The organism is Halomonas cerina, assembly GCF_014192215.1.
Taxonomy (GTDB): Bacteria; Pseudomonadota; Gammaproteobacteria; order Pseudomonadales; family Halomonadaceae; genus Halomonas; species Halomonas cerina.
In genome coordinates this window covers 18,288-32,736 of the sequence record NZ_JACHXP010000014.1, presented here as the reverse complement: position 1 = coordinate 32,736, position 14,449 = coordinate 18,288, and the positions used below count along the sequence as shown (strand labels likewise).

At 64.9% G+C, this 14,449-nt stretch carries 15 protein-coding genes and 2 tRNA genes; 5 read left to right on the top strand and 12 right to left on the bottom strand.

The features are described 5' to 3' along the window. Window positions 1-165: 165 nt before the first annotated feature. The 4 genes from FHR94_RS13665 to sdhC are packed head-to-tail and all read right to left on the bottom strand — an operon-like array spanning window position 166 to window position 3,383. On the bottom strand, window positions 166-876 hold the full coding sequence (locus FHR94_RS13665; RefSeq protein WP_183326283.1) for a succinate dehydrogenase iron-sulfur subunit: 711 nt from the start codon (window positions 874-876) through the stop codon (window positions 166-168). Window positions 877-888: 12 nt separating this feature from the next. Further along, a complete protein-coding gene (gene sdhA / locus FHR94_RS13660) occupies window positions 889-2,661 on the bottom strand; it encodes a succinate dehydrogenase flavoprotein subunit (protein WP_183326282.1) in 1,773 nt (590 codons plus the stop codon). 3 nt (window positions 2,662-2,664) lie between these two features. Then, complete coding sequence (sdhD, locus tag FHR94_RS13655; protein ID WP_183326281.1) at window positions 2,665-3,012, bottom strand: succinate dehydrogenase, hydrophobic membrane anchor protein; 348 nt, start codon at window positions 3,010-3,012, stop codon at window positions 2,665-2,667. Further along, window positions 3,006-3,383: a succinate dehydrogenase, cytochrome b556 subunit gene (gene sdhC / locus FHR94_RS13650; RefSeq protein WP_183326280.1), complete on the bottom strand. Its 378-nt coding sequence runs from the start codon at window positions 3,381-3,383 to the stop codon at window positions 3,006-3,008. Before sdhC ends, sdhD begins: the two co-directional genes overlap by 7 nt. Before the next feature lie 443 nt (window positions 3,384-3,826). On the opposite strand from sdhC, the gene gltA reads away from it, so the two are divergent. Beyond that, entirely contained in the window at window positions 3,827-5,113 is a 1,287-nt protein-coding gene (gene gltA / locus FHR94_RS13645) for a citrate synthase (RefSeq protein ID WP_183326279.1), read from the top strand. Between the two features lie 612 nt (window positions 5,114-5,725). Here gltA and FHR94_RS13640 read toward each other — a convergent pair. The 3 genes from FHR94_RS13640 to gltX form a co-directional block, all read right to left on the bottom strand. Continuing rightward, window positions 5,726-5,801, bottom strand: a tRNA-Glu gene (locus FHR94_RS13640). 24 nt (window positions 5,802-5,825) lie between these two features. Then, window positions 5,826-5,901: transfer RNA gene (locus FHR94_RS13635), tRNA-Ala, on the bottom strand. A gap of 90 nt (window positions 5,902-5,991) precedes the next feature. Continuing rightward, a complete protein-coding gene (gene gltX, locus FHR94_RS13630) occupies window positions 5,992-7,470 on the bottom strand; it encodes a glutamate--tRNA ligase (RefSeq protein WP_183326278.1) in 1,479 nt (492 codons plus the stop codon). A gap of 164 nt (window positions 7,471-7,634) precedes the next feature. Between gltX and FHR94_RS13625 the strand changes: the two genes are divergently transcribed. Further along, complete coding sequence (locus FHR94_RS13625) at window positions 7,635-8,375, top strand: SDR family NAD(P)-dependent oxidoreductase (RefSeq protein ID WP_183326277.1); 741 nt, start codon at window positions 7,635-7,637, stop codon at window positions 8,373-8,375. A 120-nt stretch (window positions 8,376-8,495) separates the two neighbouring features. Next, on the top strand, window positions 8,496-9,083 hold the full coding sequence (locus tag FHR94_RS13620; protein ID WP_183326276.1) for a helix-turn-helix domain-containing protein: 588 nt from the start codon (window positions 8,496-8,498) through the stop codon (window positions 9,081-9,083). 15 nt (window positions 9,084-9,098) lie between these two features. On the opposite strand, the gene FHR94_RS13615 is transcribed toward FHR94_RS13620, so the two are convergent. Both FHR94_RS13615 and FHR94_RS13610 read right to left on the bottom strand, forming a co-directional pair. Beyond that, entirely contained in the window at window positions 9,099-9,653 is a 555-nt protein-coding gene (locus FHR94_RS13615) for a hypothetical protein (RefSeq protein WP_343064670.1), read from the bottom strand. Between the two features lie 109 nt (window positions 9,654-9,762). Continuing rightward, on the bottom strand, window positions 9,763-10,074 hold the full coding sequence (locus FHR94_RS13610) for a TraR/DksA family transcriptional regulator (protein ID WP_183326274.1): 312 nt from the start codon (window positions 10,072-10,074) through the stop codon (window positions 9,763-9,765). Window positions 10,075-10,375: 301 nt separating this feature from the next. Here FHR94_RS13610 and FHR94_RS13605 point away from each other — a divergent pair, with 301 nt between their 5' ends. Further along, window positions 10,376-11,074 carry a pirin family protein gene (locus tag FHR94_RS13605; RefSeq protein WP_183326273.1) on the top strand — a complete coding sequence of 233 codons (699 nt, stop codon included), beginning with the start codon at window positions 10,376-10,378 and terminating at the stop codon, window positions 11,072-11,074. A gap of 2 nt (window positions 11,075-11,076) precedes the next feature. Here FHR94_RS13605 and FHR94_RS13600 read toward each other — a convergent pair whose 3' ends face one another. Further along, window positions 11,077-11,316 (bottom strand): hypothetical protein, encoded by a 240-nt coding sequence (locus tag FHR94_RS13600; protein WP_183326272.1) that lies wholly within the window; start codon window positions 11,314-11,316, stop codon window positions 11,077-11,079. A 159-nt stretch (window positions 11,317-11,475) separates the two neighbouring features. Continuing rightward, window positions 11,476-12,141 (bottom strand): SOS response-associated peptidase, encoded by a 666-nt coding sequence (locus FHR94_RS13595; RefSeq protein WP_183326271.1) that lies wholly within the window; start codon window positions 12,139-12,141, stop codon window positions 11,476-11,478. A gap of 140 nt (window positions 12,142-12,281) precedes the next feature. Here FHR94_RS13595 and dusA point away from each other — a divergent pair, with 140 nt between their 5' ends. Continuing rightward, window positions 12,282-13,277, top strand: a complete 996-nt coding sequence (gene dusA, locus FHR94_RS13590; RefSeq protein WP_183326270.1) for a tRNA dihydrouridine(20/20a) synthase DusA — start codon at window positions 12,282-12,284, stop codon at window positions 13,275-13,277. A 61-nt stretch (window positions 13,278-13,338) separates the two neighbouring features. On the opposite strand, the gene FHR94_RS13585 is transcribed toward dusA, so the two are convergent. Continuing rightward, window positions 13,339-14,367, bottom strand: a complete 1,029-nt coding sequence (locus tag FHR94_RS13585) for a succinylglutamate desuccinylase/aspartoacylase family protein (protein ID WP_183326269.1) — start codon at window positions 14,365-14,367, stop codon at window positions 13,339-13,341. Window positions 14,368-14,449 lie beyond the last annotated feature (82 nt).

Genomic DNA, 14,449 nt, shown 5'->3' with positions numbered 1-14,449 from the left:
CACTGATGGGGTGGTATCGGCATCCCAGGCGGACACCGGGTATTCGATGGTCGAGAGCCGGTGCACAGGGCACCGGCTCTCTTTCACCTGTCGACCGGGTCAGGGCTGCGGCCATTGACCGCAGCCATGGGCCGGCAAACATGATAACAAGCTGGCCGTCCCGATTTAAGTGGCATTGGCCAGCAGCATCTCGCGAATCTTGCCGATTGCACGGGTCGGATTCAGCCCCTTGGGGCAGACCGCCACGCAGTTCATGATGCCGCGGCAACGGAACACGGAGAACGGGTCCTCGAGCTCGGACAGGCGCTCGCGGGTCGCGGTGTCCCGGGAGTCGGCCAGGAAGCGATAGGCCTGCAGCAGACCGGCCGGCCCGACGAACTTGTCCGGGTTCCACCAGAACGACGGACAGGCCGTGGAGCAGCAGGCGCACAGGATGCACTCGTAGAGGCCGTCGAGCTTGTCGCGCTCCTCCGGCGACTGCAGGCGCTCGATGGCCGGCGACGGCGTATCGTTCTGCAGGTACGGATGGATGCGCTCATACTGCTTGTAGAACAACCCCATATCCACGACCAGGTCGCGGATGACCGGCAGCCCCGGCAGCGGGCGCAGCGTGAGCTTGTTGTTCTTCACCACCGCGGAGAGCGGCGTGATGCAGGCCAGGCCGTTCTTGCCGTTCATGTTCATGCCGTCGGAGCCGCACACGCCCTCGCGGCAGCTGCGCCGGTAGGCGATGGTGCTGTCGTCCTCCTTGATCATCTCAAGCAGGTTGAGCACCATCAGGTCTCGGCCCTGGGTGTCGACCTGGAACTCCTGCATATAGGGAGCGGAGTCCGTTTCCGGGTGGTAGCGGTACAGGGATACCTGAAGCTTGGACATCGTGACTCCCCCTTAGTAAGTACGGACTTTCGGCTCGAACATGTCGACGGTCTTGGGCGCGAAGTTGACGTCGCGCTGACCGACCTTCTTCTCGGCCGGGAAGTACATCGAATGCTTGAGCCAGTTGACGTCGTCGCGGTCCGGATAGTCATAGCGCGAGTGGGCACCCCGACTCTCCTTGCGCTCCAGCGCCGCGATGGCAGTCGCCTCGGCCACCTCCATCAGGTTGTCGAGTTCCAGTGCCTCGACCCGGGCGGTGTTGAAGGCACCGGACTTGTCCGGCAGGTGGGCCTTGGCGATACGCTCACGCAGTTCGGCCAGTTGCTGGACCCCCTTCTGCATGTTGTCCTCCTGGCGGAAGACGCCGAAGGCGTTCTGCATGATGTTCTGTAACTCGCGCTTGAGCGCCGGCACACTTTCGCCACCCTCGGACTCGTTCCAGCGCGTGATGCGCTTCATCGCGGTCTCGATGTCGGCCTCGTTGGCATCCAAGTACTCGATACCCTCGTTGAGCGCACTCTCGATGAACATGCCGGCCGCCCGACCGAACACCACCAGGTCGAGCAGCGAGTTGCCGCCCAAACGGTTGGCGCCGTGGACCGACACGCAGGCCGCCTCGCCGCAGGCGTACAGGCCGTTGACGATATGATCGTTGCCCTCGGCGTCCTGGGCGATGGCCTGACCATGCACGTTGGTGGCGATGCCGCCCATCATGTAATGGCAGGTCGGCACCACCGGGATCGGCTCCTGGGCCGGGTCCACGTGGGCGAAGGTCTTGGCCAGTTCGACGATGCCCGGCAGGCGCTTGCTGAGCACTTCCTCGCCCAGGTGGTCGAGCTTGAGGAAGACGTGATCGCCGTGCTCGCCGCAGCCGCGACCCTCGAGGATCTCCATGACCATGGACCGGGCCACCACATCACGACCGGCCAGATCCTTGGCGTTGGGGGCGTAACGCTCCATGAAGCGCTCGCCGTCCTTGTTGACCAGGTAGCCGCCCTCGCCGCGGCAGCCCTCGGTCACCAGCACACCGGCCCCGTGGATGCCGGTGGGGTGGAACTGCCACATCTCCATGTCCTGCATCGGCACGCCGGCGCGCAGCGCCATGCCGATACCGTCGCCGGTGTTGATCAGGGCATTGGTGGTGGAGGCATAGATCCGGCCGGAGCCGCCGGTAGCCAGCACGGTGGCCTTGGATTTGACGTGAACCACCTCACCGGTCTCGATGTCCATGGCGATACAGCCCACCACATCGCCGTTGGCATTCTTGACCAGGTCGACGGCATACCACTCGTTAAGGAAGGTAGTATTGTTCTTCAGGTTGTTCTGGTAGAGGGTGTGCAGCAGGGCATGGCCGGTACGGTCGGCGGCGGCGCAGGTGCGGGCGGCCTGCCCCCCTTCACCGAAGTTCTTGGACTGGCCGCCGAACGGGCGCTGGTAGATACGGCCGTTGTCGAAGCGGGAGAACGGCAGGCCCATGTGCTCGAGTTCGAAGACCGCCTTGGGGCCCTCGGAGCACATGTACTCGGCCGCGTCCTGGTCGGCAATGTAGTCGCCGCCCTTGACGGTGTCGTACATGTGCCAGCGCCAGTCATCCTCGGGGTCGGCGGAGGCGATGGCGCAGGTGATGCCACCCTGGGCGGACACGGTGTGCGAACGGGTCGGGAAGACCTTGGACAGCACGGCGGTCTTCTTGCCGGACTTGGCCAGTTCCAAGGCGGCCCGCATACCGGCCCCCCCGCCACCGATGATGATGGCGTCGAACGTCAGGCTACGCATGTTGGACATGAATCAGGCTCCCCACAGAACTTGGATGCCCCAGACCAGGAACACGAAGATGGCCAGGATGATGACGGTCTGGGTGACGAGACGAATGCCAGTCGACTTCAGATAGTCGGTGGTCACGGTCCACAGGCCGACCCAGGCATGGGCGGCCAGCGAAATGAAGGCCAGCAGCGAGAAGATGCGCATCCAGGTCTGGTCGAACAGCCCACTCCAGGCCATGTAGTCGAGTCCCGGATTGAGCAGCAGGTAGCCGACGAGGAAGAGGGTGTAGAGGGCCAGGACGATGGCCGAGGCGCGCTGGAGCAGCCAGTCCGAGAGGCCGCTGCGCCCGAGATTCGTGATATTGGTTACCATACCCAGACTCCAGCCAGAATGATCAGGACCACGCTTGCCACGACGGTGATCTGCGCCTTCTTGATGCCGCCTTCGAGCGTGACGCCGATATTGATATCCATCAGCAGGTGCTTGATGCCTGCCACGAAGTGGAAGGCCAGCGCGGACAGCAGCCCCCAGGCGATCAGCTTGGCCAGGAAGTTGTGGGCCAGGGCATCACTCACGGCAGCGAAGCCGGCCGGGGAAGACAGTGACGCATCCAACGCCCAGAAGGCGAAGATCAGACCGATGAAGAGGATGACGCCGGTGATGCGGTGGGCGATCGACGTCAAGGCGGGAAGGGGGAAGTGTATCGTGGACAGATCCAGATTTACGGGTCGTTTGCTATTCACGGCTCTCTACACACTCTCTTGGCCCACTCTGCGGCTGTCGGGGAGACCCGAGCGGGCGGTGGTTTCGGGAAGGGACTCGCTCGTGGCGGCGGTGCCACAAGCGCCGTTTCCTGCCAGTCGCGCGACAAGATTATAGGGACATGCCCCACCCATGACAAATGGCCGACATGCGAACTCGACTTTGGTACCAGCTCAAAAATCCCCGACTTGACACGCTCCTGACCGGCCCGACCCAGGGCCTTGTGGCCATCACACCACCATGATGCGAAGCAGCATTTCCTGTACAACAGTGCTATGCTGTATCGCAGCATTCACAAGCAACCGCGGGCCATGGGCTAATTGACAATCGCTGGGACGCTTCTATAGTGGGCGAACCTTTTCGCCGGCGACTTCAGCGAAATCACGACTCATCGCCCCACCTTGAACTCGAGAGGAGGCCAGTTATGGCTGACAGGAAAGCGACACTGACGGTAGATGGTCTGGAGAAGCCGATCGAGCTGCCGATCTACTCGGGCACCCTGGGCCCCGACGTCATCGATGTACGCGGCCTGGGTGGCGAAGGCCTCTTCACCTACGACCCGGGCTTCATGGCCACCTCCTCCTGCCAGTCGGCCATCACCTACATCGACGGCGGCAAGGGGGTGCTGCTGCACCGTGGCTATCCGATCGACCAGCTGGCCAAGGAGTCCAACTTCGTCGAGCTGTGCTATCTGCTGCTGTTCGGCGAGCTGCCGGACGACGCGCAGTACGAGGATTTCTGCTCCCGTGTCACCAACCACACCATGGTCCACGACCAGATCAACAACTTCTTCAAGGGCTTCCGCCGCGACGCCCATCCGATGTCGATCCTCTGCGGCGTGGTCGGCGGCCTCGCTGCCTTCTATCACGACCACATGGACACCTCCAAGCAGGAGGACCGCGAAATCAGCGCGATCCGCCTGATCGCCAAGATGCCGACCATCGCGGCGATGTCCTACAAGTACAACATCGGTCAGCCATTCAACTACCCGCGCAACAACCTGAGCTATGCAGAGAACTTCCTCTACATGATGTTCAGCAACCCTTGCGAGGAGTATCGGGTCAACCCGGTCTACGCCAAGGCCATGGACCGCATCTTCATGCTCCATGCCGACCACGAGCAGAACGCCTCCACCTCCACGGTGCGCCTGGCCGGCTCCACCGGCGCCAATCCCTTCGCCTGTATCAGTGCCGGCATCGCCGCCCTGTGGGGCCCGGCCCACGGCGGAGCCAACGAGGCCGTGCTGAACATGCTCGACGAGATCGGTGACGAGTCCGAGGAGAACATCCAGCGCTTCATCGACAAGGCCAAGGACAAGGATGACCCCTTCAAGCTGATGGGCTTCGGCCACCGGGTCTATCGCAACTTCGACCCGCGCGCCAAGGTGATGAAGGAGACCTGCGACGAGGTGTTGGCCGAGCTGGGCATGGCCGACGACCCGCAGCTCAAGATCGCCAAGCGTCTGGAGGAGATTGCCCTGGAGGACGAGTACTTCATCGAGCGCAAGCTCTACCCGAACGTCGACTTCTACTCAGGTATCATTCTCAAGGCGATGGGTATCCCGAAGAACATGTTCACCGTGATCTTCGCGGTGTCTCGCACCATTGGCTGGATCTCCCACTGGCACGAGATGCTCAGCGATAGCTACAAAATCGGTCGTCCGCGCCAGCTCTATACGGGCCACACCCAGCGCGATTACCCGACTAAGTAAGTCGTCTCCCCGGCGGCACGGCCGCCGCACGATGCGAAGCCGCCTGCGGGCGGCTTCGCGCGTTTTGCCTACCACCTTGCCCTCTCGAGGCCAGCGACCGCGGTACGGCGAGGGCCTGCCCTGGTGGCGCGGCCACTTCTGACAAGATGAAATGTGTCATCGATAAAATTTAGTCATGCCTAGCACTTATTATTGACTTTCTGCTTAACATGAGGATGGAAGCACTCATCTTGCTACCTTTTTCCCAGACCCAGGCGTCGCACCGGCGGTGCCGCCCTGTTTTCCACACATTCTGTGGATAACCCTGTTCAAAACATCTCGAAAAGGCCGTCGAATCGCCATGAACAGCGGCCTCGCCTTAGATTGATCAATTTTTAATCACGCCCAATGCTTTGATTTAAAAGACTTTATTGACAAAGCCCCGTACTAGGGGCCTCGCTGGCGCCCCTGTGCACAGAACACCCCAAAAGAACGGAAAACGTGGACAAGTCAAGCCTGATATGCGTGCATTTGGCGGCATATCGTCTCGACATGACAACAACTGGAGGGAATCCCCGCCTGACGGCCGGGGACAAAAAAAGACGCTCGAAGCGTCTCGCAAGAATAACGGCATGGCGTCCCATAGGGGGTTCGAACCCCTGTTCCCGCCGTGAAAGGGCGGTGTCCTGGACCACTAGACGAATGGGACGCAACGACTTCGAATCGAGAAGGGTGGTGGAGCCTAGCGGGATCGAACCGCTGACCTCGACACTGCCAGTGTCGCGCTCTCCCAGCTGAGCTAAGGCCCCATATCTCGTGAAGACGGAGCGTATGGTACTGATTGCTTTCGGCTTCGTCAACACCTTCTCAGAAGGAGGAAGAAGCGGCGCAGCCGCGTCTTACAGCTCCCGGTATTCCTTCTCGAAGCGCTTGGCCTGCTTCTTGGACACGCCCCCTAGTACCTCGATGGCATGGCGCAGGCGGGCCCGGGTCATGTCGGAGCCGAGGATGGCCATGGCGTCCATCACCGAGGTGCTGGAGGTGGAGCCGGTGATGGCGATGAACACCGGCGCCAGGAAGGCCTTCATCTTCAGCTCGAAATGGCCGGCCAGGGCCTTCACCTCGGCCAACAGGGCCTCCTTGTGCCAGGCCGGGACCGCCTCGAAGCGCCAGACCAGGAACTGCAGCAGCTTGAGCAGGTCCTCGCGACCCAGCTTGACCACATCGAAGTCCCCTTCCTCGATCGCCGGCAGCCCGGAGAAGAAGTGGCCGGCCAGTGGCATGACGTCGGAGAGCGTCTCCACCCGCGGGCGCACCTGCGGCAGGATCCGGCGCACATAGTCCTCGTTGAAGGCCCAGTCGCGCAGCGCCTGCAGGAAGGCGTCGTCATCCAGGTCCTCGCGAATGTAGACACCGTTGAGCCAGGTCAGCTTCTGCAGGTCGAAGACCGGCCCGCCCAACGAGACACGCTGGATGTCGAAGTGGCTCATCATCTCGTCGAGGCTGAACTTCTCCCGCTCGTCGGGCATCGACCAGCCCATGCGCCCCAGGTAGTTGGTCACCGCCTGGGGCAAAAAGCCCATGCGCCGGTAGTAGTTGATGGAGGTCGGGTTCTTGCGCTTGGAGAGCTTGGACTTGTCGGGGTTACGCAGCAGCGGCATGTGGCAGAGCACTGGCATCGGCCAGCCGAAGTACTCGTAGAGCAGCTGGTGCTTGGGGGCGGAGTTGATCCACTCCTCGCCGCGCAGCACATGGGTGATGCCCATCAGGTGGTCGTCGACCACATTGGCCAGGTGGTAGGTGGGCATGCCATCGGACTTGAGCAGGATCTGGGCATCCACCTGGGCCCAGTCCACCTCGATGGCCCCGCGCAGCATGTCCTCGACCACGCAGGTGCCGCTGGCCGGCACCTTCATGCGCACCACATGGGGCCAGCCCTCGCGCTCCCGGCGGGCCTGCTCCTCGGCGGGCAGCGCCAGGTCGGCCGGCTTGAGCGCCAGGTGCATGCCGGCGGCCTTGCGCGCCTCGCGCAGGGCATCGAGTTCTTCGCTGGTGCGGTAGCAGCGAAAGGCATGGCCGGAGGCCATCAACTGGCGCGCATATTCCCCGTAGATGTCGCCACGCTCGCTCTGGCGATAGGGGCCATGGGGACCGCCCACGTCCGGGCCCTCGTCCCACTCCAGCCCCAGCCAGCGCAGCGAGTCGAGGATCATCTGTTCGGACTCGGCGGTGGAGCGGGCACGATCGGTATCCTCGATACGCAGGATGAACTGGCCGCCGTGCTGGCGCGCGAAGCACAGGTTGAACAGGGCGATATAGGCGGTGCCCACATGGGGGTCGCCGGTGGGAGACGGCGCGATACGGGTACGTACGGTCATGTCGTCCTAGGTTCGGTCGGTGGAGTGAGGCCCTGCGACCAGGGCGGATGGGCGCATTATACGCACCTGGCCGAGTCCCGGCAGCCGCGGGACGGAATCATTGCGCCTGCACATGGTCTCTTTCTTGCGCGCCCCTACTGGTCCCGATGGAGACAGCCTGCCCCATGTTGCCTCAGCTTCCTGATGGCTTCACCGCTCTGGTGACCGGTGCCTCTGGTGGCATCGGGAGTGCCCTTATCGATGCCCTGCTGGAAAGCGATCGCCCCGGCCGCGTGTTCGCGGTCAGCCGCCATGCCCGGCAACACGATGACGAGCGGCTGTCGCCACTGTCGGCGGACATCACCACCGACGCCGGGCTGGCTACCCTGGCGGCACATCTCGATGACGCTCCGCTGCATCTGGTGATCAACTCGATCGGCATGCTGCATGACGAGGCGCAGGGAATTGCCCCGGAGAAGAAGCTCGACGACCTGGACGCCACGGCCATGACCCGGCTCTTCCATGTCAACGCGGTCACCCCGGCGCTGCTGCTCAAGGCCCTGCAGGGCCACCTGAAGGGACACCACCCGGTGGTGGTGGCCAGCCTCTCGGCCCGGGTCGGCTCGATCGGCGACAACCGGCTGGGCGGCTGGTATGGCTATCGGGCCAGCAAGGCAGCCCATAACATGCTGATGAAGACCGCGGCCGTGGAGCTGCGCCGCCTCAATCCCCAGGCCATGGTGATCAGTCTGCACCCTGGCACCACCGACACCGACCTCTCACGCCCCTTCCAGGCTCGGGTCCCCGAGGACAAGCTGTTCTCCCCGGCCTTCGTGGCCGGACGGCTGCTGGACGCGCTAAGCAAGTGCACGCCGGAAGAGAGCGGCAACTTTCGCGACTGGAACGACATGCCGATCGCTTGGTGAGCCTGCCGTGAAGCGTTATTTTACCGTTAGCCGACAGGTTGCACGGTGGTAAGCGATCACCGATGATCCGGCGTTACTGCTCTATCCATATTCACATTCATTTTCGACAGGAAGATGCCAATGGACACTCTCGGCCCCCGGATCAAACAGCTCAGGCTGGAGGCCAAGCTCAACAAGGCGGCCCTGGCACGACGGGTCGGGGTATCGGACGTGACCATCTCCTACTGGGAGTCCGGCGCCATCAAGCAGATCGGTCACGAGCGCCTGGTGGCCCTGGCCAAGGCCCTGAACTGCCCGCTCTCGATGATCATCGAGGGCGAGAGCGGCAGCGCCTCCCCGCTCTACCTGCGCAGCCGTACGCCCCTGCCCTGGCAGGCGGGGGCGTCCCGGAACATCGACCTGCCCATCGACATGGTGCCGAATCAGCGCTGGGATGGTGAGTGCTACTTGGTAACGCCGGCGCCTGGCGAGTCCTTCGACTTCCTGGCGATAGGCGATCTGGTCGCCATCGCCCCGACCGAGATCTTCCGGCAGTCGGGGGTCTACCTGATCGAGCAGCAAGGCCAACTGCTCACCCGGCAGATCCAGCAGGGATCGACCGGCGAACTGCTGCTCCAGCGCCAGGACAGCCAGGAGGCGGAGCCCTGCACGCCAGAGTCTCGCCTGCAGGGCAAGCTGGTGGCACGCTGGCGCGCCGAGCCCCTGTAAGCCCTCGCTTCGATATCAATTCAGCTCCCTGACCTCCACCCGGTCGGTGGTATGCCGGGTCTCGCTGCCAACCAGGAAACGCTGTGACGCCCTGACCACCTGCCCCAGGCCATGCGGCGACGATCGCACCAACGGCCCGCTGAGATGCTGGCCCTTATCGCCGAGCCGCGCCCGTACCGCCGCCGGCTGGACGCTGGCCGGCGGCATGTTCACGGTGATGCGATAGCCGCCGTCCGGGAGGCCGCTGCCGGGACCGAAGGGCCCGGCTGCGAAGCGCCCTTCCGTCACCGCGGTGCGCTCCTGCCAGCGCACGCCGCTGACCTCTCGCTCCACCAGCACCTGCAGCCGCGTGGCATCGGGCAGATTGGTCGTGCCATCCACCATCAAACGACGATCGCTGCCCAGGCTCGCCGCGATCTCGATGGCCACCGGTTCCGTGAACGGCTCGACCTGAGGCGGTGCCGGTGCCTGCTCGGTCGGCTGCGGCTGCACCACGCCCCCGAGCCGCTCCTGCGGCGCACCCTCTTCCTCCTCACTGCCCCCACAGCCGACCAGCAGGAGCAGCAGCACCGACGCTGTCCCCCCTCGCCACCATGCCCACATGCCTGGCCTCGCGGTCGAGGAAGGGCCTCCGCCACCCCCCTGGTTTCCCTCGGGATGCGCCACGCTCGCTCGTCCTTCAGGCACTGGCACAGTCACGGCACAGCGTGGTATAGGGCAGGGCGGCGAGCCGTGCCGCATCGATGCGTTCCCCGCAGGCCTCGCAGGTCTCCCCTTCCCCTTCGCGGATCCTGGCCAGCGCATGCATCACCTGGGTAAGCTCCGCCTCGGCCTCGTTCTCCAGCGACTCAATCACCTCATCATTCTCCAACTCGATGGCCTGCTCCTCCATGTCCCGGTCCAGGGGGCCGCCCTTATGGGCCTTATAGCGGTCGATCCGTGCGATCAGCTCATCACGCAGTTTTTCCAGCTCCACCTTCCGATCCGCCATACCCCTACCTCCTGTCGTCGTGACCTGGCCGGCAATGTCGGGAGGATATTGCCCCGCGCCCTTCTTCCTATTTCATAGCATATCAGCCTCTACGCTGAGCCTGATGCGCGTCAAGCGTCGACCCGACCAGCCAACATCGCCTGCCGCCACCGTGCCCAGCAGGTGGCTCACGGCCCGGGATCGAGGAAATCGATCGCGTCATACGACAATTTGCGCTTATCGCCGCCGCTTGAGCAGGCGATCATGCCATCTTGACACCGGGCGGCCAGGACCGCCTAGCCCCAACCGCATGAGGCCCCTGATGATCGAACGACGCCCCTACGCCACCCTGGGCGGTGCCCACCACGGCTGGCTGGACAGCCGCCATCACTTCTCCTTCGCCGACTACTTCGACCCCCAGCGCCTGCACTGGGGGCAATTGCGGGTCTGGAACGACGACACCATCGCCCCGCACTCCGGCTTTCCCCGCCACCCACACCGCGACATGGAGATCATTACCTATGTGCGTGAAGGGGCCATCACCCATCAGGATACCCTGGGCCATCAGGGGCGCACCGAGGCCGGCGACGTCCAGGTGATGAGTGCCGGCACCGGCATCGCCCATAGCGAGATGAACCAGGAAGACACGGTGGCCCGGATCTTCCAGATCTGGATCATGCCCAACGAAACCGGTCTGCCCCCCGCCTGGGACACCCGTCCTTTCCCCCGCGGCGAGCGCAGCGGTCACTTCATCACTCTGGCCAGCGGCCTGGGCGATGGCGATGCCCTTCCGATCCGCGCCGAGGCGCGCCTGGTGGCCGCCACGCTCGAGGCCGGCCAGAGTGTCCGCTATCCCCTAGCCCCTGGGCACAAGGCGTATCTGGTGCCGGCCCGGGGATGCATCGAGGTCAATGGCGTGACGGCCGAAGCCGGCGACGGTCTGGCCATCGCCGACGAGTCACAGCTCCACGTCAGCGCCATCCAGGAAAGCGAGGTGGTCCTGGTCGAGGTCAGTGCCTAGTACTAGGCCATGCCCAAGGCATCATAGCCTGTCTCGGTCAGCTCGATGCGTTCCGGCTCATCGCTGCCCCGCACCCGGTCGACCGTGAGCAGGCCCATGGCCTCCAAGGCATCGATCTCCTCTAGCACCTCCTCCAGCAGGCTGTCCTCGCCGACATGGCCGAAGGGGGCGGCCAGCACGCCGCCATGCTGCAGCACGCGGGCCAGCAGCTCCTGTTGTTGCTCGTTGAGTGGCTCACTCATGGCTCGCTCCTTGACGGATGGATGTCGGCGCGCGATGCACCCCTGACAGTATGGAGGCTCAGCGCAGGTTTTCACCTCCGGGCTTTCGGCAGCCATGACATGGTGTTCGTGACTGTTCGGTCGGCTGGATAACGCGCGGAAGGAGGATCCTGTCGCCGATCAAGCCCCGGGCGCGACCGGCTCGACGAGGGAGGCCTCGTCATGGGTGGGCGTGTTCACCCGCGTGCTCACCGGCCAATAGGTGAGTGCATCGGCGGGCAGGTGGTGCACCACCTGGCGAAGGGTCGCGCGGTCGGTCAGATGAGGGTCGAGCCAGGGCTCGAGGCTCTCGGCCTCCAAGGCCAGCGGCATGCGCGGGTGGATCTCGCTGGCCACGCCCCGGGCCGGCTCGGTGAGGATCACGCCGCCGGGCCTGCCGTCGGGCCGTTCACTCCATATGGCCGCCAGCCAGATCGGCTCGCGGTCCTGACGGCACAGGAAGTACGGCTGCTTCTTCCCCGCCACCGACAGCCACTCGTACCAGCCATCCACCGGCACGAGGCAGCGATGATGGGCGAACGCCCCGCGGAAGTAGGGGGAGGTGGCGACCTTCTCGACGGTGGCGTTGATGGGCTCGGGGGCCTTCTCCTTCGCCCAATGCGGCCGGTAGCCCCACCACACCTCATCCACCACCAGCGGTGCGTCATCGCGGGGATGACGCACCACGGTGATCCAGGTGCCCGGCGCCACATTGTAGCGCGGCCTCAGCGCTCGGGACGCTAGCGGCAAGCCCAGCCTCTCGGTAAGGCGGGGAAGGTCACTGTAGAGGGCGAAGCGGCCGCACATGAGTCCCCCCTGTTAGGTCCAATCCACACAGGTAGCATACGAGATGCTCAGGCGCTACGCCGAGCCCCCTGGCCTGACATGGGCAGGCAGGGACCAGGGCTGGTAGACTAGGCGCCTTCCCGCACAACCCCGTGATGCCGATGCAAAAGCTCGACCGCACCTTCTCCGTCGCCCCGATGATGGATTGGACGACCCGCGACTACCGCGTTTTCGCCCGGACCCTGAGTCGTCGTGCCCTGCTCTACACCGAGATGGTAACCACCGGCGCCATCCTGCACGGCAGTCCGCGCAGCCGCTTTCTCGGCTTCGATGAGGTCGAGCATCCGCTGGCGCTGCAGCTCGGCGGCAGCGACGCCGGCGAGTTGGCCGAATGCGCGGCCATCGCCGAGGCATGGGGCTATGACGAGGTGAACCTCAACGTCGGCTGCCCCAGCGACCGGGTGCAGAACAACCTGATCGGCGCCTGCCTGATGGGCCACCCCGAGAAGGTCGCCGCCGCGGTGCGGGCCATGACGGAAGCGGTGTCGATCCCGGTCACCGTCAAGTGCCGCATCGGCATCGACGACCAGGACGAGGACGCCGACCTCGAGCGCTTCATCGCCACGGTGGCCGATGCCGGCTGCGACACCTTCATCGTGCATGCCCGCAAGGCGTGGCTCGAGGGGCTCTCCCCCAAGGAGAACCGCGATGTGCCACCGCTCAACTACCCGCGGGTGCATCGCCTCAAGGCCAGCCGACCCGAGCTGCATATCGGCATCAACGGCGGGATCAAGACCCTGGACGATTGCCGCGCCCAGCTCCAGCATGTGGACAGTGTGATGGTCGGCCGCGAGGCCTACCAGAACCCCTGGCGGCTCGCCGAGATGGACAAGGCACTCTACGGCACGCCAGGCCCGGCGACGAGCCGCCACGCCGCGGCCCGCGCCCTGCGCCCCTACATCACTCGCCGCCTCGAAGAAGGCGCAAAGCTCAACCACCTCACCCGCCACCTGCTCGGCCTCTTCCAGGGCCAGCCGGGCGGGCGCAAGTTCCGTCGCCACCTCGCCGAGCATGCCCACCGCGAGGGCGCGGGCCTGGCGGTCCTCGACGACGCCCTGGGGCTGGTCCCCGAGCGCGACGTCGCCGCCGTGGCGTGACGGCCCACCCGCTTCGCGAAACGGGGCCGAGCGATTGGCGCGGCTTGCGCAGGCTCGAGTCTCAGTAGAGCGAATCCGGCGGCGCCAGGCTCGAGTGGAAGTCCTCGATGGCGCTCTCCGCCTCCTCGATGGCATCGAAGCGGGCGATATGAAACAGCGCCTCGCCCTCGTTGGCCAGCGGCAGTCGGCTCATGCCGATGACGATGCCATCGGCCATCGCCCGGACCCCCTCCTCGGCATTGCCGAAAGGATCCGCTACCAGCCCCAGACGCTCGCCTTTGGCCACGCGCGCGCCCAGCCGCACCCGTGGCCGCAGGATGCCGTCGATGGTCGCCCGGGCCCAGCTCGAGCCGTTGGCAACCTCCGCCGCCGGGGGCGTGCGCCGGCGATGCTCGCCGGTCAGCATCCCCAGCCGACGCATCACCCGCAGCACGCCGCGCACCCCCGGGGCAATCGCCCACTCGTCGAAGCGCAGCGCCTCGCCGGCCTCGTAGGTAAGCACCGGGATACCGCGATTCTGGGCGTAGTGGCGCAGGCTGCCCTCGCGCAGGTCGGCGTTGAGGATCACCGGCGCGCCGAAGGCATTGGCCATGCGCTCGGTCTCCTCGTTTGACGTCAGCTGGGCACGGACCTGCGGCAGGTTGGTGCGATGGATCGCCCCGGTGTGCAGATCGATGATGTGGGTGGCCTGATCGACGATCTGTTCCCGGAACAGGGCCGCCACCCGACCGCCCAGGGAACCCGACTCGCTGCCCGGGAAGCAACGGTTGAGGTCACGCCGGTCCGGCAAATAGCGGCTGTGCTGCACGAAGCCGAAGACATTGACGATGGGCACGCCGATCAGGGTCCCGCGCAGTCGCTGGATCTGGCGCGAGCGCAGCAGGCGGCGCACGATCTCCACGCCGTTGATCTCGTCGCCGTGGATGCCGCCACACACCAGCATCACCGGTCCCGGCTGGCGGCCATGCACCACTTCCACCGGGATATACAGCGGCGCATGGGTGTAGAGGCGTGCCACGGGCACATCGATCTGGCTGCGCGAGCCGGAAGCCACCCGGGTGCCGGCGAGTTCGAAGGGGGCACGTGACATGCAGGGCTCCTTGTGCGGCATGCAGGATTTTCGTGCTGCCCTTATACCGCGTCCCCGAAGACGAGGAAAACCATACAACCAT